A 22,272-nucleotide genomic window follows, 5' to 3' on the forward strand; every position below is an offset into this window, starting at 1 on the left:
CGAGGTTATTTGGCATTTGACAAGTGCACGCTGTTGAGTTCTCAAGGATCGGATGCTCCCACACCACCCCCGCAAGGGCTTCGTAGTGAGGCAACGTCACTGACTCTTCGCTCGACTCCCGAACAGGACGGCACGCCACGACCAAAAGGTCGTGTCGGGCTCATCACCACGGGGCTTCGAGGTGGAGTCCCCATCCTAGACCACAAGGCCCTGTTCTCTCTAGGAGAGGTTTGGGATGGATTTCGTTCTCCGCTTGAGGGGGCCGGAGGCCTTTCGGTCTCTCGCTCTTCCCTGTGGGGCGAACGAGTAATAAGTTACGCCGCTCCTCCGGGTCGGGCAAATCACGCTCGCATCCCGGGCGTGTCGCGCAGGAATCCGCCCCGTACGCGCAGAGGCCGCCCTCCCCACGGCGGGGACGACGGCCTCTCGGAACGCAGCGGTCAGGAGACGAACACCCCTGCGAGAGTCTTCTTGCCCCGCCGCACCACCGACACGCCACCGGGCAGCGAACCGGAGACGACGTGCTCCTCGTCGGCGACCTTGACGCCGTCGACCGACACCCCGCCCTGGGCGATCGCCCGGCGAGCCTCGCTCGCGCTCGACACGAGACCGGTCTCGAGCAGGGCCTGGACGATCGGCACGCCGCCGGCCGCGGTCATGTGCGGGAGTTCCTCCAGCGCGGAGCGCAGCGTCGTGGCATCCAACGCCGTCACATCACCCTGACCGAACAGGGCGTCCGACGCCGCGGCGACCGCGGTCGCGGCATCCACCCCGTGGACGGTCGTCGTGACCTCCATCGCCAGCCGGCGCTGCGCGGCGCGGCGGAAGGGCTCATCGGCCACGATCCGCTCGTACTCCTCGATCTCGGAACGCGTCAGGAAGGTGAACACCTTCAGTCGCGCGATGACGTCGGCGTCGTCGGTGTTGAGCCAGAACTGGTACATCCGGTACGGGCTGCACATGTCGGCATCCAGCCAGACGGCGTTGCCCTCGCTCTTGCCGAACTTCGTCCCGTCGCTGTTCGTGATGAGCGGGGTGCCGATCGCGTGCACGGACGTCCCCTCGACCCGGTGGATGAGGTCGGTCCCGCTCGTCAGGTTGCCCCACTGATCGCTGCCACCCGTCTGGAGGACGCAGCCGTACTGGCGGTGGAGCTCCAGGAAGTCCATGCCCTGCAGGATCTGGTAGCTGAACTCGGTGTAGCTGATGCCCGCATCCGAGTTCAGGCGCGCGGCGACGGCATCCTTCTTCAGCATCGTGCCGACGCGGTAGTGCTTGCCGATCTCGCGGAGGAAGTCGATCGCACTCAGGGGCGCCGTCCAGTCGAGGTTGTTCACCATCCGGGCGGCGTTGTCCCCCTCGAAGCTGAGGAACCGCTCCACCTGACCGCGCAGACGCTCGACCCACTCGGTGACGGTCTCACGGGTGTTGAGCGTGCGCTCCGCCGTCGGCCGCGGGTCCCCGATGAGGCCGGTGGAGCCGCCGACCAGGCCCAGCGGCTTGTGCCCGGCCAGCTGCAGCCGTCGCAGGAGCAGGAGCTGGACCAGGTTGCCGAGGTGCAGGCTCGGAGCGGTCGGGTCGAACCCGCAGTAGTACGTGATCGGCTCCCCCGAGAGGAGCTCGCGGAGCGATGCCTCATCGGTGGACACGTGCACGAGACCACGCCAGACGATCTCGTCCCACACGTTGGCGAAGGACGGGTCGTTGGCGGGCGCGAGGGCCTTCAGTTCGGCGCTCGGAGCGGATTCAGACACGTCTTCCAGGCTATCAGCGGGCGTGCGGCGGCCCCGCGTGCCGGCACGGCTCAGACCGACGTCCCCCACCAGAGGAGGAAGGCGGCCCCGAGCGCCGTCACCCAGCTGACCAGGCTGCCGATGAGGAAGTACTCGGCGCGCGTACCCAGGTCGCTGTCACGGGAGATCTCGGGGAACCGCACGATGCCCTTCGCCGCGAGGACCGCAGCCAGGAGCGTGAACGCGCCGGTCAGCGTCAGCGCGAAGACGAGAACGCGTTCGAGGGGCCCGATGAGACGACCGCCCTTCAACGCGTTCGGGGCATCGGCGGCGACGTCTCCCCCGCGGAGCGCGGCGCGGACGACCACGTTGCCGGATTCGCTCAGGAAGACGACCGCGCCGAGCACGAACAGCGCCACGTCCAGGCTGACGGCGCCGAGGGGGGAATCCGCGGGCCACGACTCGCCCAGCGGCCCTTGATCCAGGCGCACTCCGTCGAACGCGACCGCGACGAACGCGACGACGGCGACCGCGACGAGCGGCCAGAGACCCGCCCGGCCCCCGGCGGAGCCGGGCGTCGCGAGAACCCAGACGGCCGCAACCGCGACGGCGACGAACGCCCACACCACCGCGTCCGCACCGGCGGCACCGATGAGGACGACGAGAGCGGCGACCGCGTACGCACCGGCGCGGCCCCGAGACGGCACGTACAGGCGGATGAGGTCGGCGACACCCACCGCCAGAAGGACGATCCCCGCGCCGATCACGAGAGCTCCCGGCTCAGGTCGGCGAAACCCGCGACGAGCGCCGCGGACCCCGCCGAGGCGAGCGCCTGCGAGACCGCGGGCTGGGTGACGCCCTCGGCCTCGGCGAGCTCCCGTTGGGTGCGACCGAGGCAGCGACCGTAGGTCAGCCGTCGCGTCCGTTCGCTCATCGACGCGACGAGATCGTCCCGCGCGAGCAGGTAGGCGTTGGCGTACGCGATGCGGTGGAGCATGACCGCATCCTGCCCCTCCGCGGCGGCGATGCGGGTGCGCGCGCGCGGCACGGCGCGGTCCTGCAATCGGTGGGCCTCGTCGATCGCCGCCCGGGCTGCCCACCATCCGGGTCCGTCCGTGATCGACTCGTCGACGGGGTCCACCGCGCCGACACCGACCCCGAACCTCAACTGAACCCCGTCGGGGAGGTGCAGTTGCACGAGCAGCAGGGACGTCAGCGCCGCCGCGAGTCCCGGGTAGACGGCTTGGAACTCGTCCCCGACGGTCGCTGCGAGGGGTGCACCGGCGACCGGGTGGTCCGCGTGGACGCGGTCCGCGGTCGCCACGATCGCCCGCTGCGCCGCCGCGCGGTCCGGAAGGGTGCGTGATCCGACGATGTCGGCGATCACCGCTGCGTCGTCGCTCATAGGGACAGGGTAGGCCGCTTATGCTGAGCTGGCAATAAGTGTTTTGCTTATCTTGTCGAGGAGATAAGTAAGACAGATGGTCGCAGAGTCACGCGCTCAGGGCGCGAGCGAGTTCCTGGGTGCGCGCGACGAGCGCGGCGCGCTGCTCCGAGACCCGCACCGGAGCCGTCCCGCCGGATCCGTCCCTGCTCGCCACCGATCCCTCGACCGTGAGCACCTCACGCACCCCCGGTTCCAGGTGCGGTGACACCTCGGCGAGGAGGGCGTCGTCGGCATCCGCCAACTCGATCCCGCGCGACTCGCACGCCTGCACCAGCGCACCCGAGATCTCGTGCGCGTCCCGGAAGGGCACACCGCGCTTGACCAGCCAGTCCGCGACGTCGGTGGCCAGGGAGAACCCCTCGGGCGCCGAGGCCGCCATGCGTTCCGTGTCGAAACGGAGGGTGGCGATCATGCCCGCGAACGCCGGCAGCAGCACCTCGAGGGTCGCCACCGAATCGAAGACCGGCTCCTTGTCCTCCTGCAGATCGCGGTTGTACGCGAGCGGCAGCGCCTTCAGCGTCGCGAGCAGACCGGCCAGGTTGCCGATGAGGCGACCCGACTTGCCCCGCGCGAGTTCGGCGATGTCGGGGTTCTTCTTCTGCGGCATGATGCTCGAACCCGTCGAGAACCCGTCGTCCAAGCGGACGAAGGAGAACTCCCGCGTGTTCCAGATGATGATGTCCTCGGCGAAGCGCGAGATGTCCACACCGATCATCGCCGTGATGAAGGCGAACTCGGCGACCACGTCGCGGGCGGCCGTGCCGTCCATCGAGTTCTCGGCGGGCCGGGCGAGACCCAGCTCGTCGGCGACGAGCTGCGCGTCCAGGCCGAACGTGGCACCGGCGAGCGCTCCCCCGCCGTAGGGCGAGACCGACGCGCGGACCGACCAGTCGCGGAGCCGCTCGAGGTCGCGGACGAGGGGCCAGGCGTGCGCCTGGAGATGGTGGGCGAGCAGGACGGGCTGCGCGTGCTGCAGGTGCGTGCGACCGGGCATGATCGCCTGGGGGTGCGCCTCGGCCTGCGCGACGATGGCATCGATGACACGCACGAGATTACGCGCGATCACGCGTGAGTGATCGAGGAGGAACAGCCGCACGAGCGTGGCGATCTGGTCGTTGCGGCTGCGTCCGGCCCGCAGCTTGCCGCCCAATTCGGGGCCCACCTCGCGGATCAGCGCCGCCTCGAGGGCACCGTGCACGTCCTCGTCCGACTCGGTCGCGACGAGCTCGCCCGACCGCACCGCCTCGCCGAGCGCATCGAGGCCCGCGTGCATCCGGGCCTCCTCGTCGGCGGTGAGGTAACCGGCACGTCCCAGGGCGCGCGCGTGCGCGTGCGAACCGCGCAGGTCGTAGAGCGCGAGGGCCCAGTCGAAGTGCGTCGAGCGGCTCAGCGCAGCGAGCTCCGGGGAGGGGCCCGAGGCGAAACGCCCGCCCCACAACGCACCCTGATTCGTTGCTTCGTTCTTGCTCTCGCTCACGACTCCACCCTATCGGCGGGCTCCCCGCCGTCCGTCGGCACCGCTCGCCGCGACACCGCCGCGAGCGCACTCTCGAGCGGTCCGCGGCCGACGAGGATCGCCCACAGGCTGCACAGGACGATCGCTCCCAGGAAGAACCACCCGAGCGGATGCAGATCGCGGAACGCCCGCAGGTCTGTCGTGTCGCCGAGCACCGCGAGGGCGATGAGAGCCCAGGCGACGACCTGGCCGACGTAGGCGGTCAGGGGCATCGATCCGACGGCGCGCAGAGGTGCCAGCACCCAGGTCAGCGGCGTCCGGCACACGAGCAGGCACGCGCCGAGGACGGCCATCGCGAACCCCGTCGACGACACGACCTCGACGATCCCGCCGCTGTGCGCCTCCGCACTGAGGACGGCCGCGGCGTAGGAGTCCGGTGGCGCCCAGCCGGCCATGTCCGCGAGGAGCCCGATGACCGCGCCGAGCGCCGTCAATGCGACACCCGCCGCGAAGATCAGCGCCTGAGTGCCGGCCCGCCGCAGATCGGTGCGCCCCAGCGCCATCCCCGCCGCGACGAAAGCGATCCACAGCGGGAAGGGGTAGGCCCACCCGACGGCGAAGAAGAGCGTCTCCCCCGCCTCGCCGTCCCAGATCGGCAGGGCGTCGAGGAACGGCAGGAACCAGGGGACGACGAGGGCGACGGATGCCGCGATCGCCCACAGCGCCCACACCGGAAGCGCCAGCAGGGGCAGTGCGAGGAGGAAGAGGATGCCGTAGGCCGGCAGGATCACGTAGATCGGGACGCCGGTCTGCGTCAGGAGCAGACCGATCGCCCACAGCAGGACGGCCCGGACCGCGAGACGACGGCGGTCGACACCCAGGCGCGGGGCGCGGTGCGGCATCCGTCCCCCGGTGATGAGCGCGATCGAGATGCCCGCCAGCACGGCGAACAGGATCGAGGAGCGTCCGTTGACGACGTCGATCCACGTCGCGGGGTCGGCGATCCGCAGCGGTTGCTCGATGGTGAGCAGGTGGGCGGCGAGCATCCCGAACACCGCGAGGGCGCGGGCGAGGTCGACGCCGTGGAGCCTGGCGGGGCCGTTCCAGCTCCGCCAGGCACGGCTCACTGCTGCCGGAGCAGCCACACCAGCAGCGCCTTCTGCGCGTGCAGGCGGTTCTCCGCCTCGTCCCAGACGACGCTCTGCGGACCGTCGATGACATCCGCATCCACTTCGTACCCGCGGTCGGCGGGGAGGCAGTGGATGAAGATCGCGTCGTCCTTCGCGAGCGTCATGGTCTCCTGGGTCACCTTGTAGGAGCCGAGATCGCGCAGGCGGGCGATCTTCTCCTCCTCCTTGCCCATCGAGACCCACGTGTCGGTGACGATGACGTCGGCACCGGCCGCGGCCTCGTTCGGGTCGGTGAAGAGGGTGAGCGATCCGCCCGTCTCCGCAGCGATCCGGTCGGCGTCGGCGACCACGTCCGCCCGGGGCGCGTAAGCCTCCGGCGAGGCGATCCGCACGTGCATACCGGCGGTGACGCCGGCGAGCGCGTACGAGTGCGACATGTTGGAGAGACCGTCGCCGAAGAACGTCAGCGTCAGACCCTTCAGCTCGCCCTTGTGCTCGCGGATGGTGAGGAGGTCCGCGAGCAGCTGGCAGGGGTGGAAGTCGTCGCTCAGCGCGTTGACGACGGGGACGCGGGTGCCCGCCGCCATCTCCTCGAGACCTGCCTGCGCGTAGGTGCGCCACACGATCGCAGCGACCTGACGCTCGAGGACGCGCGCCGTGTCGGACGGGGTCTCCTTGCCGCCGAGCTGACTGTTCGCCGTCGAGATGATGAGCGGGGACCCGCCGAGGTCGGCGATGCCGACGGCGAACGAGACACGGGTGCGGGTGGAGGACTTGTCGAAGATGACGGCGACGGTCTGGGGACCCGCGAGCGGCTTCTCCTTCCAGCGGTCGGCCTTGAGCTCGACCGCGAGGTCGAGGATCTCGGCCTGTTCGGCGGGGGTCAGGTCGTCGTCGCGCAGCAGGTGGCGGGTCATGCGGGGGCCTCCGTCGTGTCAGAAGTGTCGTCGGTACCGGGGGTGTCGTCGAGCATCAGGGCGTCCTCGACAGTGGCGAGGGCGCGAGCGAACAGCGTCTGGAACTCGTCGATCTCGACATCGCCGATCGTGAGCGCCGGCGCCAGGCGGATCGTCGCGTCGTTCGCGGCGTTGATGATGAGCCCGTGCTGCTGCGCCGCGGCGACGACGGCTCCGGCGACGGGATGCCGCAGGGCGACCCCGATGAGAAGCCCCTGGCCGCGGCATCCGGTCACCAACGGGGAACCGATCGCCGTGACCACGTCGCGGATCTGCCGGCCGCGTTCGGCGGCCGCCTCGACGAGTCCCGCTCGTTCGATCTCGTCCAGGACGGCCGACGCGACCGCGGTCGCGAGCGGGTTGCCGCCGAAGGTCGACCCGTGGGTGCCTGGGTAGAACAGGTCGCTCGCGGCGCCGAAGGTGACGAGCGCGCCGATCGGGATGCCGTTGCCGATCCCCTTGGCGACCGTGATCGCATCGGGGGTGATCCCGGAGTGCTGGAAGGCGAACCATGCCCCCGTGCGACCGGCGCCGGTCTGGATCTCGTCGATGATCAGGAGCGCGCCGTGGCGCCGGGTGATCTCGCGCGCGGCGGCGAGGTATCCCTCGGGCAGTTCGAGCACGCCGGCCTCGCCCTTGATGGGCTCGACGAACAGGGCGGCGACGCGGTCGTCGATCGCCGCCTCGAGCGCCTCGATCGTGGAGTCGAGGAACTCCACACCCGGGACCATCGGCTCGAACGGCTGCTGCATGGCGGGCTTGCCGGTGAGGGCGAGGGTCCCCATCGTGCGCCCGTGGAACGCGTTCTTCAGGGCGAGGATGCGGGGGCGCTCGGATCCGCCGTGCAGGCGGGCGAGCTTGAAGGCGGCCTCGTTGGCCTCGGCGCCGGAGTTGCCGAAGTAGACCCGGCCGGACTCCCCCGTGCCCGCCAGCCGCTTGAGGCGGGCGGCGAGCCCGAGCTGCGGCGGCGTCGCGAAGTAGTTGGAGACGTGGCCGAGGGTGGCGGCCTGGTCGGCGACCGCCTGCACGAAGACCGGGTGCGCGTGACCGAGCGAGATCACGGCGATCCCACCCAGGAAGTCGAGGTAGCGCGTGCCCTCGTCGTCCCACAGGTGAGCGCCCTCCCCGCGCACGAGCATCGCGTAGCGTTCGCCGGAGTTGAGGACGAGGTCGCGCGCGGCATCGTCCTTCCAGGTCGTCGTCGTCTTCACGGTCATCCCGCCACCACCTCGGTCCCGATCCCCCGCTGTGTGAACAGCTCGACCAGCACCGAGTGGGGCTGGCGTCCGTCGATGATCGCGGCGCGGTTCACGCCGCCGTCGACAGCGTCGAGGCATGCCTGCATCTTCGGGATCATCCCGGATTCCAGGCGCGGCAGCATCGTCCGCAACTCCGTCGCGGTCAGGTTCGAGACGAGCGAGTCGCGGTTGGGCCAGTCGGCGTAGAGCCCCGCGACATCGGTCAGGATGACGAGCTTGACCGCGCCGAGCGCGACCGCGAGGGCGGCGGCGGCGGCATCCGCGTTCACGTTGAGCGAGCTGCCCGGATCGTCGACGTCGGGGGCGATCGAGGAGACGACCGGTACGCGACCGGCGGCCAGCTGATCGAGGATCGGCTGAGGGTCGACGGCGACGACGTCGCCGACGTGCCCGAGGTCGTGCTCGGCGCCGTCGACGACGACACCCCGGCGCCGCCCCTGGAAGAGCCCGGCGTCCTCTCCGGACATGCCGGTCGCGAACGAGCCGTGCGCGTTGATCCGCGAGACGAGCTGCGGGTTGATCTGCCCCGCCAGGACCATGCGCACGACGCCGATGGCCTCGGTGCTCGTGACGCGGTAGCCACCCTTGAACTCGCTCGGGATGTCGAGACGGTCGAGCATCTTCGAGATCTGCGGGCCACCGCCATGGACGACGACGACCTTCACACCGACGTGGTGCAGGTAGGCGATGTCCTCGGCGAACGCGGTCTGCAGCTCTTCGCTGACCATCGCGTTGCCGCCGTACTTGATGACGACGATCTGCTCGCGGAAACGCTTGAGCCAGGGAAGGGACTCGACGAGGACCGCGGCCTTGCCGGCGGCCTCTTCTGGGGTGGTCTGCTGGATGTCGGTCATGACGAGTAGGCGCTGTTCTCGTGGACGTAGTCGTGGGTCAGGTCGTTGGTGCGGATCGTCGCCGCGGCATCCCCGACGCGCAGGTCGATGAGGATGTGCGTCGCGCGGGGCGTCAGGTCGACCTCCTCGCGGGGGCGATCGGGGCCGCCGGCCGTGCACACGCGGACCCCGTTGAAGGACACGTCCACGTCGTAGGGGTCGAAGGCGGCATCCGTCGTCCCGATCGCCGCGAGCACGCGACCCCAGTTCGGGTCGTTGCCGAAGATCGCGGCCTTGAAGAGGTTGTTGCGCGCGACCGAGCGGCCCACCGTGACGGCGTCGTCCTCGCTCGCGGCGCCGACGACCTCGATCGTGATGTCGTGGCTCGCCCCCTCGGCGTCGCCCTGCAGTTGCGTCGCGAGGTCGAGGCACAGCTCGGTGAGAGCGGCCGCGAAGTCGGCCGGGTCGGGTCGGATGCCGCTGGCTCCGCTCGCGAGGAGCGTCACCTGGTCGTTCGTCGACATGCAGCCGTCGGAGTCGAGCCGGTCGAAGCTGACCCGCGTCGCCTCGCGGAGCGCGGTGTCGGCGGCCGCGGCATCCAGATCCGCGTCGGTCGTGATGACGACGAGCATCGTCGCCAGACCCGGGGCGAGCATGCCGGCGCCCTTGGCCATGCCGCCGACGGTCCAGCCGCCCCGAGCGACCACCGCGCGCTTGGGCCGGGAGTCGGTGGTCATGATGGCGAGGGATGCCGCCTCGCCCCCGTCCGCGGAGAGGGCGCGGACCCCCTTCTCGACGCCGTCGAGGACCTTGGCGCGGAAGACCTCGTCCCCTGTGCCGATGAGCCCGGTCGAGCACACGAGCACATCGCCGGCGCCGACGCCCAGGAGCTCGGCGGCCCTCTCGGCGGTCTGGTGCGTGGTCTGGAAGCCGAAGGGCCCGGTGAAGCAGTTCGCTCCGCCGGAGTTGAGGACGATCGCCTCGACGAGGCCGTCCCCGATGACCTGCTGCGACCAGAGGATGGGGTTCGCCTTGGCGCGGTTGGTGGTGAAGACGGCCGCACCGACCTTCTTCGGACCGCGGTTGACAACGATCGCGACGTCGTTCGCTCCCGTCGACTTCAGGCCGACGGCGACGCCGGCCGCCTCGAATCCCTGCGCTGCCGTGACACTCACGGGGCTACTCCGTTCACGCTCAGACCCGTCGACTCGGGGAGACCGAGGGCGATGTTCATCGATTGGATGGCGGCACCCGCGGTGCCCTTGACGAGGTTGTCGACCGCGGCGACCACGACGACGCGGTTCGCGGCGCGGTCGATAGCGAGGCCCAGGAGCGCCGTGTTGGCACCGAGGACGTCCGCCGTGCGCGGGAACCGCCCTTCGGGCAGCACCTGGACGAACGTCTCGTCGGCGTACGCGGACTCCCACGCTTCCCGGATCTGCGCGTCGGTGACACCGGGCACGATCGGCGCCGTCGAGGTCGCGAGGATGCCGCGCGCCATGGGGACGAGAACGGGGGTGAACGAGATCCGGATGTCGGCGGCGGGCGCGGCGGCGGCGAGCGCCTGACGGATCTCGGGGATGTGGCGGTGCGTGCCGCCCACGGCATACGGGTTCGCGCTGCCGAGGATCTCGGAGGCGAGGAGGTTCGTCTTGAGGCTCTTGCCCGCTCCGGACGGGCCGACCGCGAGGACCGACACGATGTCGCCCGGGTCGATGACGCCGGCGGCCACACCGGGCGCGAGACTGAGCGACACGGTGGACGCGTTGCACCCCGGCGCGGCGATCCGCCGCGCACCCGCCAGCACGTCCCGCTGCTTCCCCCCGTCGACGAGGAGCTCGGGCACGCCGTACGCCCACGGCTCGGGGAAGTCGCCGCCGTAGAACTGGTCCCACGCGGCCTGGTCGGTCAGTCGGTGGTCGGCACCCGCGTCGATGACGAGGGGGACGTCCGCCAGCGTCTCGGTGTACTGCGCGGACTGACCGTGCGGCAGGGCGAGGAAGACGACGTCGTGGCCCGCGAGGACCTCGGGCGTCGTGTCCTGCAGGGTGAGGTGCGCGAGCGAGCGCAGGTGCGGCTGATGGTCGCTGAGCGGCTGCCCGGCGTTGGAGTGCGCCGTGACGCTGCGGATCTCGACCTCGGGGTGAGCGGTGAGCAGGCGGAGGATCTCGCCGCCCGCATAGCCGGAAGCGCCGGAGACGGCGACCGAGATGGTCATGGATTCAACCTTATTGTCTGGGGGGGAACGGGGCCGGAACGGCGACACCTGCGGCTCACTCCGAGACGCGGAGCACAGCGGGAGGGTCGCCTAGCGTCGGCGGTCGCCCAGACGTCGACGCGCGCGCGAACCCGCGGAGGCGGGGAGGGTCGCGGCGGAGGACACACCGCGACGGTATCGCCGCGGCATCCGGTCCCGCAAATCGACGGTCACGACGCCGTCGCGGGACCCTCCGTCAGGATGCGCAGGAGGTCGAGCTCCGCGGCGCGCTCGAGCCCCGACCCGCGTGAGCGCGAGACACCGCGGGCGCGCTCGTCGTCGAGGACCCGCGCGGTCGTCTCGACCAGGGGACGGATGCGGCCGCCCGCCGCGCGATAGGCCGCGTTGCTGCGCGTCGCGAATCCGGGCATGTCGTCGGGCAGCCACAGCGGAAGGGACCGCGGACCCATCCAGTGGCTCACGCCGTGGCGTTCGAGCCAGTCGCCCGGGGCGACCTGTACCTGACCCGTGTGCCCCGAGAGCCGCTGCACGAGGGCGACGAACCCCGCGAAGGGATGCGGCTCGCCCACCGCGTTCACGACACCCTCGAACGCGCGGGCGCCGGCCGCCACGATGAAGTCCGCCAGGTCGTCGACGTCGATCACCTGCACCCTGCCCTCCGTCTGCGGCACGAGGACCGGCCGGTCGGCCGCCGCGGCGAACCGTGCGGGCCAGTAGCCGAACCGGTCGGTCGGGTCGCCGGGGCCGACGATGAGTCCGGGTCGGACGATCGCGAGCCGTGCGGCGAGACCGTCCGCGGCGCGCTCGGCGGCGACCTTCGCGCGGGCGTAGTCCTCCTCGTCGCCGTCCTGCCACGCGGGGACGATCTCGGCGGTCTCGTCCGCACACTCCTCGTCCGCTCCGGCGTACACCGAGACGCTCGACACGTAGGTGGCGTGCGCTGCGCGACCGCCGAGGGCGTCCGCAGCGGCCCGCACGTACGACGGGACCGAGGAGACATCGACGACGTCGTCCCAGTCCCGGTCCGCGACCTCGCGATAGGCATCGGGCGCCGCGCGGTCGGCGACCACGAGACGGGCGCCCGCCGGCGCGGCACGGTGGCCGCGCGCGAGGCAGGTCACCTCGGCGCCGCGGTCGACCCACCGCTGGGTGATGCGGGATCCGAGCCAGCCGGTGCCGCTGAGGACGAGGATGCGGGTCATGCCCCCATCGAACCAGCGTGGGCCGCCGGGCGACACCCCGGGCTGCGATCAGTTCGGGAGCGCCCGGATCTTCGCCAGCAGGTCGGGTCCGGTCCGGTCGAGGAGGCGACCCCCCACGACGATGCCGAGGACGGCGATCACGACTCCCTCGACGACGCCCACCGCGAGCGCGACCCAGGTCCAGACCCCGTCCTCGGTGGTCGAGGCGAAGGCGGCGACCGCGATCGTCGGCGTCGACAGCGCGATGACGACACCCCACACGACGAAGGCGAGCAGTCCGTTGACGAAGGTCTGGCCTGGCACGCTCTTGAACGGGCTGTCGCCCGGAGCCGCCACAGGGCTGATGATCAGCGCCGACGAGACGGCGGAGACCCCGTAACCGACGAGGACGATGCCCACGGAGGCGCCCAGCGTGATCGGGAGTGTCGCCAGGTTGCCCGAGAGGACCGCGGTCACGGTCGCGAGCAGCACGATGAGCGGCAGTCCGACGCACGCCGCACCCAGGGTGCGGCCGGCCCGGTCGGCCACGCCGCGCACACCCGTGGCGAGGACGGTCGCGTACGCCGTGCCGTCGTAGGAGACGTCGGTGTACCCGGCGATGGAGAGCATCAGCGCCGCGAAGACGGGCGAGAAGCCGAAGAAGAACCCGTCGGTCCCGCCGGTGACGAGGAACACGATCGGCAGGAGGGGTACGACCAGGAGCTGACGGAGGTAACGCGGGTCGCGCAGCCAGCCGTTCAGCGATCGCGCCCAGGTCGCACCGACGCCGCCGGTCGGCAGGAGCCCGAAGAGGCCGAGGCGGCCGGCAGCCGCCACCTTGCGGGCGCGGCGCGGCGCGGCATCCGTCCCCGCGTCGATGACCCGCGACCACACCACCCACAGCACGCCGACGGTGGCGACCGCGATGCCGAGGCGCGCCACCGCCGACAGGACGTCGCCCGCGGCGAGCGCGGGGGCGACGCCCCATGCGGCGCCGATCGGGGTCCACGGCAGGACCGCGGCGGCGGATGTGAGCCGCGTCACCAGGTCGCCGCCGGCATCGAGCAGGGTGAGGACGCCGGTGAGGATCGGCCCCGACAGGACGAGCAGGATCAGCACGACCGTGCCGATGAGTTCGCGGCCGCGGCGGTTGCCGCCCAGTCCGCCGGAGAGTTCGCCGACGAGACGGGAGGCGAGGACGCAGGTGAGAACCGCGAGCACGGCCGCGGGGATCGAGACGACCGCCGCCAGCGGCCACCTCACCCACAGGATGACCGTGCTCAGCGCCGCGAGGGTCGTCGCGATGCCGGGGAGACCGGTCAGCCCGGTGCCGCCGAGCGCGAGCATCGTCTGGGTCCGCGTGAACGGGAAGACGGCGAGGCCGCGCGCGTCGATGGACGTGTCCATGCCGGTCAGGAGGATCGGACCGAGCACCCATCCCAGCAGCAGCGCGCTCCCCCCGAGCACCGCCACGACGGTGGCGGTCTCGAGCGGTTGGAACACGGCGAGCGCCACCATCCCCGCGACGATCGAGACGAGCGCGCCGATGGCCCAGAGCGCGCCGAAGATGAAGCCCACGAGCTGCCACGGCCGACGGGCCAGCGTGTTCGCGAGGGCGCGGTACCGCAGCTTCAGGACTGTCGCAACCACTGCGGTCCCTCCGACTGGTGGCGTCCGCCGACGAGCGAGACGAACCGGTTCTGCAGGCTGTCGCCGGCGCGGACCTCGTCGACGGTCCCCGCGGCGAGCACACGACCGGCGGCGATGACGGCGACGTGGTCGCACATGCGCTGGACGAGGTCCATCGAGTGGCTGGAGACGATGACGGATCCGCCGGAGGCGGTGTATCCGCGCAGGACGTCCTCGATGTTCGCCGCTGAGACGGGATCGACCGATTCGAACGGCTCGTCGAGGACCAGCAGACGCGGCGCGTGGATGAGGGCGCAGGCGAGCGCGATTTTCTTGGTCATGCCGGCCGAGTAGTCCGCGACGATCGACCCGGCTGCGGCGCGCAGGTCCATGAGGTCGAGGAGGTCCGACACCCGCTGGCCGATCTCCTCTCGGGGAAGACCGAACATCATGCCCGTGTAGGTGACGAGCTGCTCCCCCGTCAGGCGGTCGAACAGCCGGATGCCGTCGGCGAGGTTGCCGATCATGCGCTTTGCCGTCACGGGGTCGCGCCACACGTCGACGCCGTGCACGTGGGCACTCCCGGCGTCGGGCTTGAGCAGCCCGGTGGCCATCGACAGGGTCGTCGTCTTGCCGGCGCCGTTAGGGCCGACGAGCCCGTAGAACGATCCGGCGGGGACCGTGAGGTCGATGCCGGCGACGGCGGTGACGGAGCCGAACTGCTTCACCAATCCGGTCAGCTGCAGGGCGGGGACGGTCGGAGAGTCGGTCACGGGCCGAGCCTAACCGCCCCGACCACGCGTGTCGGGGCCGACTGGCACAGTGGAGGGATGCTGCGCACGCTCGCCGTCTCGGGTTACCGGTCGCTTCGCGACCTCGTGATCCCCCTGCAGGAGCTCACCGTCGTGACCGGCCCGAACGGCTCGGGCAAGTCGAACCTCTACCGCGCCCTGCGGCTGCTCGCCTCCGCCGCGACCGGCGACCTCATCGGCGCCGTCGCCCGCGAGGGCGGTCTGTCCTCGCTGCTCTGGGCGGGCCCGGAGAACGGCGGCGATCAGGGGACGGTGCGCCGTAACCCGATCGCGGTGCGACTCGGGTTCGCGTCCGACGAGCTCGGTTACCTCGTCGATCTGGGCATCCCGCAGGCGTCGCAGGACAGCGTGTTCGCGCGGGACCCCGAGATCAAGCGCGAGCAGATCTTCGCCGGCCCGCTCGCCAAACCGTCGACGCTCCTCATCGACCGGCTGCGCGCCCAGACGCGCGTCCGTGACGGCGGCTGGGTCTCGCTCGACCAGAAGCTCGCCCCCTTCGAGAGCATCATCATCGACCTCGCCGACGGCGACACCGCACCCGAGCTGCTGGGTCTGCGGCGCATCATGAACGGCTGGCGGTTCTACGACCACTTCCGCGTCGATGCGGACGCCCCCGCGCGGCGCTCGCAGGTCGGCACGAGATCCCCCGTGCTCGCGCACGACGGATCGAACCTCGCCTCCGTGTGGGCGACCGTGGTCGACGCGGGGTTCGGCGGCCTGCTCGATCGGGCGGTGGATGAGGCGTTCCCGGGCAGTCGGGTGCGCATCGCGGCATCCGACGGCCTCCTGCGACTCACCCTGACGCAGCCGGGCCTGCTCCGGCGGCTGGACGCCGCGGAGCTCTCGGACGGCACGCTGCGCTACCTGCTGCTCTGCGCGGCGCTGCTTCCCGCCCGGCCGGCGCCGCTCACGATCCTCAACGAGCCCGAATCGAGCCTGCACGTGAGCCTGCTCGCGCCGCTGGCGAACCTCGTACGCGCGGCGGCCGCACAGACGCAGGTGCTTCTGGTGTCTCACGCCGCGGGGCTCATCGACGCCCTTCCCGACGCCCACCGGATACCGCTCGAACGTCACCCCGACGGCACACTCGTGAGCGGTCAGGGGCGACTCGAGGGTCCGCCGTGGAACTGGGGCACGCGCTGACGCGGGTCAGAGCGTGATGAACGAGGCCGCGACGACGAGAGCAGCCATCACGACGGCGACCACCGCGCCGAAGATCGTGAGCGAGCGGAACACCGCGTAGCCCCGATGCCCCGCGGGCGCACGCAGCGCACGTACACCTGCGGCGATCGCTGCGATGCCGGCGAACACGAGCCAGACCGCTCCGCGCGGGATGCGCAGCGGCGCGCCGTCCTCGGACGGTCGGGCACCGGCAGTCGCGGATGTCATGACCGAAACGTACCCCTCGGTCGGCCGACCCCGCAGTCGGCCGTTCGGGGGACGTCGTCAGTCGCGGATCGTCGCCCCGAAGCGTTCCGCGGCGACGGCGACACCGGCGAGCTTCGCGTCGGTGGCCTCCGATGCTGTCAGCGTGCGGTCGTCGGCGCGGAACCGCAGCGCGAACGTGAGGCTCTTCGACCCGTCCGCGACGCCGGCACCGCGATAGTCGTCGACCAGGCGCAGATCCTCGAGGAGCTGCCCCGCGCCGTCGACGAGGGCGGCCCGCACGTCACCGGCGGCGACGTCTGCCGGCACGACGAGGGACACGTCCTGCGTCGCCGCGGGGAAGGTCGCCAGCGAGGGGGAAACCTCCGGTTGGCGCACGAGCGACAGGATGCCGTCGAGGTCGAGCTCCGCGACGAACACGCGTCCGTGCAGGTCGGCCGCCTCGGCGACGGCCGGGAGGAGCTCGCCGACGTAGCCGACCTCATCACCGCGGACGGTGAGGATACCGGTGCGCCCCGGGTGGAGCGCTGCGCGCTGACCCTGCTGCACGTCGATCTGCACGCCCGCCGCGGCGGCGATCGTGCGGACCGCGCCGAGCGCGTCCGCGAGGTCGTACGGCGCCGCGGCGCCGCCGGGACGCTTGACCGCCGCGTTGCCGTGGAGAAGCACGGCGACGTGCCGCGGCTGCGGCGGGATCGAGCCGTGCAGGGCCGCGAGGGTCTGCTCGTCGGGGCGCTGCGCGAGCGGCGGGACGGTGTCGGTGCCGTAGGTCACGCCCTCGTCGGGGGTGAAGACGCTGCCCGACTCGAAGAGCGCCAGATCGGTGAAGCCGCGCGAGACGTTCCGGTGCGCGATCTGCAGCAGACCGGGCAGGAGCGAGCGTCGCAGGTACGGCGCTTGGCCGTCGAGCGGGTTCGCGAGACGGATCGAGGGGACGTGCTCCCCCGTCGCCGAGCCGTGGAGGTCGTTCTGCTCCTCGGTCGTGAACGGGAAGGCGACGACCTCGACGAACCCGGCCGCGGCGAGCGCGTTCGCGACGCGCCGGCGTCCGCGCTGGTGCGGCGTGAGTCCGCGCCCGGACGGGGGCGTCGGGAGGATGGAGGGGATGCGGTCGAGCCCGTGGATGCGGGCGACCTCCTCCGCGAGCGTCCAGCGGTCGGTGAGGTCGGGACGCCAGGACGGCGGGATGACCTCCCAGGCCTCGCCCTCGTCCTCGACGTCGCATCCGATCGTCTCGAGGGCGCCGACGACCTCGTCGTCGGAATAGTCGACGCCGATCAGGCCGGCGGTGAAGGTCTTCGGCAGCTCGATCGACGGGATGAACACCTCGGCGAACAGTGCGCCGCCGGTCTCCGTGTCGAGGGTGCCGCCGGCGAGCTCGACCATGAGGTCGGCGACACGGCGGGCGGCGACGAACGGGATGAGCGGGTCGACGCCGCGCTCGAAGCGCCGCGACGCCTCGCTGGGCAGCTTGTGCCGGCGGGCCGTGCGCGCGATGGACACGGTGTCGAAGATCGCCGCCTCGATGAGGACGTTGCGCGTGGCATCCCCCATCTCGGTCCTGCCGCCGCCCATGACACCCGCCAGGCCGATCGGGCCGGACGCGTCGGTGATGAGCAGGTCCTCGGTGTGGAGCGTGCGCTCCTTGCCGTCGAGGGTCGTGAGCTTCTCCCCGGCGGTCGCGCGACGGACGGTGATGCCACCGGTCAGCGTGTCGAGGTCGTACCCGTGGATCGGGTTGCCGAGTTCGAGCATCACGTAGTTCGTGATGTCGATCAGGATGCCGAGGGAACGGATGCCGGCGAGCGTGAGCCGCGCGGTCATCCACGGCGGCGTCGGGCGGGAGGGGTCGACGTCGCGCACGATGCGGACGACGAACTCGCTCGCGCCGGGGTTGCCGTGGATGGGCGCCGCGTCGTCGATCGCGACGGGGAATCCGCCGGTCGGCTGCTGGAGCTCCTCGAAGTCGCGCAGACCCGGGTCGCGGAAGGTCGCTCCCGTGGCGTGGGCGTATTCGCGTGCCACGCCGCGGATCGACAGGGCGTAGCCGCGGTCGGGGGTGACGTTGATGTCGACGGCCACGTCGTCGAGCCCCAGGAGGGAGATCGCGTCGGTGCCGACGTCGGGGTCGAGACCGAGCTCGGTGAGGCGCAGGATGCCGGAGTGCTCGTCGCCGAGGCCCAGCTCCTTGGCTGAGGCGATCATGCCGTCGGAGACATGACCGTAGGTCTTGCGTGCCGCGATCGGGAAGGGCCCGGGAAGGACCGCACCGGGCAGGGTCACGACGACCTTGTCGCCCTCGAAGAAGTTGCCGGCACCGCAGACGATGCCGCGGATGCCGCCGTGCGCCTCACCGACGTCGACCTGGCACCACCGGATGGTCTTGCCGTTGGACTGCGGTTCGGCCTCGAACGAGACCACACGGCCGACGACGATCGGTCCGCTGAGGTCGAACGTGTGCACGTCCTCTTCCTCGAACCCGACCGAGACGAGCGACGCGAGGACGTCCTCGGGGGTCGTACCGGGCGCGACGTCGACGTACTCGCGCAACCAGGAGAGCGGGACGCGCATCAGACCACCATTCCGAACTGCTCGCTGAAGCGGACATCGCCTTCGGCCATGTCGCGCATGTCCTGCACATCGCTGCGGAACATGAGGGTCCGCTCGATGCCCATGCCGAAGGCGAAGCCCGAGTAGACCTCGGGGTCGATGCCCGCGGCGCGGAGGACGTTGGGGTTCACCATCCCGCATCCGCCCCACTCGATCCAGCGCGCCCCGCCCGGGAAGGTCGGGTGCCACAGGTCGAGCTCGGCGGACGGCTCGGTGAACGGGAAGTAGTTGGTGCGGAACCGGGTCTTGGCCTCGGCGCCGAAGAGGACCTTCGCGGCGTGGTCGAGCGTGCCCTTGAGGTTCGCCATCGTGATGCCCTTGTCGATCACGAGGCCCTCGAACTGCGTGAACGCGGGCAGGTGGGTCGCGTCGAACTCGTCGGTGCGGTACACCCGTCCCGGGCAGAGGATGTAGATCGGCACTTCGCGCTCGAGCATGGAGCGCACCTGAACGGGGCTCGTGTGCGTGCGCATGACCAGGTGACGCGCCACCGGGTCGACGAAGAAGGTGTCCTGCATCTGACGCGCAGGGTGGTCGGGGGCGAAGTTCAGCGCGTCGAAGTTGAACCACTCGTGCTCGAGCTCGGGACCCTCCGCGATCTCCCACCCCATGCCGACGAAGAGGTCGGCGATCTCCTCCTGCAGGAGCGAGATCGGATGCCGCGCCCCGACGCGCGTCGCGGGGACGATCGCGGTGATGTCGACGCGCTCGGCCTCGAGCTTCGCCGCCGTCTCGGCCGCGGCGAGCTCGGCCTCGCGGGCGGCGAGCGCCTGGTTCACACGACCGCGGGCCTGACCGACGAGCTTGCCGGAGGCGGCCTTCTGGTCGTTGGGGACGTTCCGCAGCTCGGCGTTCAGACGCGCGAGCGGCGACCCCTCCGCGGTGTGGGCCGAACGGGCGGCTTTGAGCGCCGTGGTATCGGGAGCGGCGGCGAAGGCGGCCAGCGCCTCGGCGACGGCGGCATCCACCGCCTCGGGGGTGATCTGGGGTGCGTCGGACACGAGAGACGAGTCTACCGGCGGGCTGGAGTGCGGCCCGCCGGTAGGACAGCGTCAGAGTGTCGGTGCGTTGCCGGGATCGAACTTGCCGGCGCCCTTCTGGGCCGCGATCAATTCGGTGTCGGTCGTGGGCGCCACGGGGTGATGAACTCCGCCGGCACCTCCGCGCGTGCCGGGCGAACGACGCAGACGCTTCTCGACGAGGGTGGCGACCCACGAGAGCAGGAGACACATCGCGATGTAGATCGCCCCGATGACGATTCCGGCCTGCAGGATCGGTCGACCCGGCTGGGACGTCAGCTGCTTGGCGAAGTAGAGCAGCTCCGGGTAGGTGATGATGAAGCCGAGCGCCGTGTCCTTCAGTGTGACGACCAGCTGCGCGATGATGACGGGCAGCATCGCACGGATCGCCTGCGGCATGAGGATCAGGCGCATGACGCCGCTCTTGCGGAGGCCGATCGCGTACCCGGCTTCCTTCTGGCCGCGGGGCAACGATTCGACACCGGCGCGGATCACCTCGGCGAGCACGGAGCCGTTGTACATGACGAGGGCGATGACCACCGCCAAATACGGCTCCATGCGGATGCCGACGGTCGGCAGACCGTAGTACATCAGCGACATGAAGATCAGGACGGGGATCGCGCGGAACAGCTCGGTGATCGCGGCGACGGGTACCCGGATGACGGCGTGGTCGGACAGTCGCCCCACCGCCAGGACGAGGCCCAGGACGATGGCGCCGACGGCGGCGAGACCGAACGCCGCGAGCGTGTTGCCCAGCGCGCGCAGAATGTTCATCCAGACGGCACTGAACGAGAAGACGTACCAGCGGTCCGGCGCGAACTGACCGGTCACCGCGAAGCGGTAGCCGATGAAGCCGAGTACGCCGAGCACGGCGACCACGGTGACGACGCCGAGGATGCGGTTGCGGAGAATTGCCCGGGGGCCCGGGACGTCGTACAGGACGGAAGTCATCGCGCGATCCTCCACTTGTTCTCGAGATAGCGCTGCAGCCAGCTGAGCAGCAGGACGAGGACCACGAAGACCACCGCGACCCAGAGGAGGACGGTGAGGGCGTTCTCGCCCCGTTCGCTGAGGTTCGCGCGGATGACGCCCAGTTCAGCGACGCTGAAGCCTGCGGCGACCGTGGTGTTCTTGAGCAGCGCGATGAAGACGCTCATCATCGGCGGCACGACCGATCGGAAAGCCTGCGGCATGACGACGAGAGTCATCACCTGCGTGAAGGTGAGACCGATGGCACGGGCGGCCTCGGCTTGACCGACCGGAACGGTGTTGATTCCTGCCCGGATCACCTCGGCCACATAGGTCGCGGTGTAGACGCCGAGGGCCCAGATGGCCAGCACCGTGAACCCCGGATTCGGCAGGCGCAGAGCGGGATAACCGAAAGCGAAGAAGAAGAAGACGAGCGTCAGGGGGGTGTTGCGGATGATGTTGACGTACAACGTTCCGAACGCCCGCGCGGCGGGGATCGGCGAGACACGCATCGCCCCGATGAGCGTCCCGAGGACGAGCGCGATCGCGCCGCCCGCGAGGAAGAGCAGCAGCGTGTTGCGCAGCGCCTCGCTCCACAGATCGAGGTTGTCGGTGATGACGCCCACTTCGTCTCCTTGGCTGGTGCGGGGCGGGGGCTCGCGCCCCCGCCCCGGATCATGGTGTCAGCGTGATTCAGTACGCGTCGACAGCGGGCTGCTCGACGGTGATCCCGGATTCGCCGAGGTTCTTGTCGAAGATCGCCTGCCAGGTGTCGCCGCCCTCGGTGAAGAGGTCGTTGATGTGCGCACGGAGGGCGTCGTCACCCTTGCGCAGACCCACGCCGTAGTTCTCCTCGCTGAAGGGCTCCCCCACGACCTTGACGTCGTTCGGGTACAGCGCCGCGTAGCCGATGAGGATCGCCTGGTCGGTCGTGACGGCGTCGACGGTGCCGTTGATCAGTGCATCGACACATGCCGAGTAGAGGTCGAATTCCTCGGTCGGCACGTCGGGGTAGTTGTCCTTGATGTTCTGGATCGGCGTCGAACCGGTCGCGGAGCACACCGTCGTGTCGGCGCTGAGGTCGTCCTCGCTCGCGATGTCGCTGTCCGCGGCGACAAGGAGACCCTGACCCGTGGTGAAGTACGGGCCGGCGAAATCGATCTGCTCCTTGCGGGAGTCGGTGATCGAGTAGGTACCGACGTAGTAGTCGACATCGCCGTTCACGATCGACTGCTCGCGGTTCGCGGACGCGATCGCCTTGTACTCGATCTGGTCCTCGTCGTACCCGAGGGATGCCGCGATCCAACGCGCGATGTCGACGTCGAAGCCCGAGCGCTCGTTCGTCGTGGCGTCGAGGAATCCGAGACCAGGCTGGTCCTCCTTGACGCCGACGATCACGCCGTCTCGTGCCGTCATGGCGTCGAAGGTGGGGCTGCCGTCGAGCGACACGTCGCTGGCGACCTCCCAGAGGGCCTCGCTGCCCTCGGTGCCTTCGCCGCCGGTGCCGCCCTCGGCGCCGGGAGCGGCGGGGCTGCCGCTGTTGCAGCCGGCGAGCGCGAGTGCCGCGATCGCGATGCCGGCGAACGTGCCGGCGAGTCGAGTCTTACGCATGTGATCCTCCTGGTTTCGTGTCG

At 70.7% G+C, this 22,272-nt stretch carries 20 protein-coding genes; 1 reads left to right on the plus strand and 19 read right to left on the minus strand.

Annotation, left to right across the window (positions count from 1 at the left end):
- Positions 1-440: 440 nt before the first annotated feature.
- The 13 genes from tyrS to ACPEH2_RS14690 form a co-directional block, all read right to left on the minus strand.
- On the minus strand, positions 441-1,754 hold the full coding sequence (gene tyrS / locus ACPEH2_RS14630; protein ID WP_359920864.1) for a tyrosine--tRNA ligase: 1,314 nt from the start codon (positions 1,752-1,754) through the stop codon (positions 441-443).
- A gap of 50 nt (positions 1,755-1,804) precedes the next feature.
- Positions 1,805-2,500, minus strand: coding sequence for a hypothetical protein (locus ACPEH2_RS14635; RefSeq protein WP_359920861.1), 696 nt, complete (start codon positions 2,498-2,500; stop codon positions 1,805-1,807).
- Positions 2,497-3,138, minus strand: coding sequence for a SatD family protein (locus tag ACPEH2_RS14640; protein ID WP_359920858.1), 642 nt, complete (start codon positions 3,136-3,138; stop codon positions 2,497-2,499). Before ACPEH2_RS14640 ends, ACPEH2_RS14635 begins: the two co-directional genes overlap by 4 nt.
- An 88-nt stretch (positions 3,139-3,226) precedes the next feature.
- Entirely contained in the window at positions 3,227-4,657 is a 1,431-nt protein-coding gene (gene argH / locus ACPEH2_RS14645) for an argininosuccinate lyase (protein WP_359920856.1), read from the minus strand.
- Complete coding sequence (locus ACPEH2_RS14650; protein WP_359920853.1) at positions 4,654-5,781, minus strand: heparan-alpha-glucosaminide N-acetyltransferase domain-containing protein; 1,128 nt, start codon at positions 5,779-5,781, stop codon at positions 4,654-4,656. The genes argH and ACPEH2_RS14650 overlap by 4 nt, the downstream gene beginning before the upstream one ends.
- Positions 5,760-6,683 carry an ornithine carbamoyltransferase gene (argF, locus tag ACPEH2_RS14655; protein ID WP_217531347.1) on the minus strand — a complete coding sequence of 308 codons (924 nt, stop codon included), beginning with the start codon at positions 6,681-6,683 and terminating at the stop codon, positions 5,760-5,762. The genes ACPEH2_RS14650 and argF overlap by 22 nt, the downstream gene beginning before the upstream one ends.
- Positions 6,680-7,939 (minus strand): acetylornithine transaminase, encoded by a 1,260-nt coding sequence (locus ACPEH2_RS14660; protein WP_359920850.1) that lies wholly within the window; start codon positions 7,937-7,939, stop codon positions 6,680-6,682. Before ACPEH2_RS14660 ends, argF begins: the two co-directional genes overlap by 4 nt.
- A complete protein-coding gene (gene argB / locus ACPEH2_RS14665) occupies positions 7,936-8,835 on the minus strand; it encodes an acetylglutamate kinase (protein WP_253035389.1) in 900 nt (299 codons plus the stop codon). The genes ACPEH2_RS14660 and argB overlap by 4 nt, the downstream gene beginning before the upstream one ends.
- A complete protein-coding gene (argJ, locus tag ACPEH2_RS14670) occupies positions 8,832-9,989 on the minus strand; it encodes a bifunctional glutamate N-acetyltransferase/amino-acid acetyltransferase ArgJ (protein WP_217531350.1) in 1,158 nt (385 codons plus the stop codon). The genes argB and argJ overlap by 4 nt, the downstream gene beginning before the upstream one ends.
- Positions 9,986-11,032: an N-acetyl-gamma-glutamyl-phosphate reductase gene (gene argC, locus ACPEH2_RS14675; protein WP_359920847.1), complete on the minus strand. Its 1,047-nt coding sequence runs from the start codon at positions 11,030-11,032 to the stop codon at positions 9,986-9,988. Before argC ends, argJ begins: the two co-directional genes overlap by 4 nt.
- Before the next feature lie 209 nt (positions 11,033-11,241).
- Positions 11,242-12,234: an NAD-dependent epimerase/dehydratase family protein gene (locus ACPEH2_RS14680; protein WP_359920845.1), complete on the minus strand. Its 993-nt coding sequence runs from the start codon at positions 12,232-12,234 to the stop codon at positions 11,242-11,244.
- Positions 12,235-12,282: 48 nt separating this feature from the next.
- A complete protein-coding gene (locus ACPEH2_RS14685; RefSeq protein ID WP_359920843.1) occupies positions 12,283-13,863 on the minus strand; it encodes a hypothetical protein in 1,581 nt (526 codons plus the stop codon).
- Complete coding sequence (locus ACPEH2_RS14690; protein ID WP_217531354.1) at positions 13,845-14,615, minus strand: ABC transporter ATP-binding protein; 771 nt, start codon at positions 14,613-14,615, stop codon at positions 13,845-13,847. Before ACPEH2_RS14690 ends, ACPEH2_RS14685 begins: the two co-directional genes overlap by 19 nt.
- 57 nt (positions 14,616-14,672) lie before the next feature.
- On the opposite strand from ACPEH2_RS14690, the gene ACPEH2_RS14695 reads away from it, so the two are divergent.
- Positions 14,673-15,797, plus strand: coding sequence for an AAA family ATPase (locus ACPEH2_RS14695; protein ID WP_359920841.1), 1,125 nt, complete (start codon positions 14,673-14,675; stop codon positions 15,795-15,797).
- Between the two features lie 6 nt (positions 15,798-15,803).
- On the opposite strand, the gene ACPEH2_RS14700 is transcribed toward ACPEH2_RS14695, so the two are convergent.
- From ACPEH2_RS14700 to ACPEH2_RS14725, 6 genes are all read right to left on the minus strand, one after another.
- The gene (locus tag ACPEH2_RS14700) at positions 15,804-16,043 is read right to left on the minus strand and encodes a hypothetical protein (RefSeq protein WP_359920839.1); all 240 of its coding nucleotides are present in this window, start codon (positions 16,041-16,043) and stop codon (positions 15,804-15,806) included.
- A gap of 57 nt (positions 16,044-16,100) precedes the next feature.
- Positions 16,101-18,611 carry a phenylalanine--tRNA ligase subunit beta gene (pheT, locus tag ACPEH2_RS14705; protein WP_359920836.1) on the minus strand — a complete coding sequence of 837 codons (2,511 nt, stop codon included), beginning with the start codon at positions 18,609-18,611 and terminating at the stop codon, positions 16,101-16,103.
- Complete coding sequence (pheS, locus tag ACPEH2_RS14710; protein ID WP_217531358.1) at positions 18,611-19,651, minus strand: phenylalanine--tRNA ligase subunit alpha; 1,041 nt, start codon at positions 19,649-19,651, stop codon at positions 18,611-18,613. Before pheS ends, pheT begins: the two co-directional genes overlap by 1 nt.
- Positions 19,652-19,702: 51 nt before the next feature.
- Positions 19,703-20,620: an amino acid ABC transporter permease gene (locus ACPEH2_RS14715; protein ID WP_359920834.1), complete on the minus strand. Its 918-nt coding sequence runs from the start codon at positions 20,618-20,620 to the stop codon at positions 19,703-19,705.
- Positions 20,617-21,264 carry an amino acid ABC transporter permease gene (locus ACPEH2_RS14720; RefSeq protein ID WP_359920831.1) on the minus strand — a complete coding sequence of 216 codons (648 nt, stop codon included), beginning with the start codon at positions 21,262-21,264 and terminating at the stop codon, positions 20,617-20,619. The genes ACPEH2_RS14715 and ACPEH2_RS14720 overlap by 4 nt, the downstream gene beginning before the upstream one ends.
- Before the next feature lie 67 nt (positions 21,265-21,331).
- On the minus strand, positions 21,332-22,249 hold the full coding sequence (locus ACPEH2_RS14725) for a glutamate ABC transporter substrate-binding protein (protein ID WP_359920828.1): 918 nt from the start codon (positions 22,247-22,249) through the stop codon (positions 21,332-21,334).
- Positions 22,250-22,272: the final 23 nt, after the last annotated feature.

The organism is Microbacterium sp. NPDC064942, assembly GCF_049545525.1.
Taxonomy (GTDB): domain Bacteria; phylum Actinomycetota; class Actinomycetes; order Actinomycetales; family Microbacteriaceae; genus Microbacterium; species Microbacterium gawkjiense.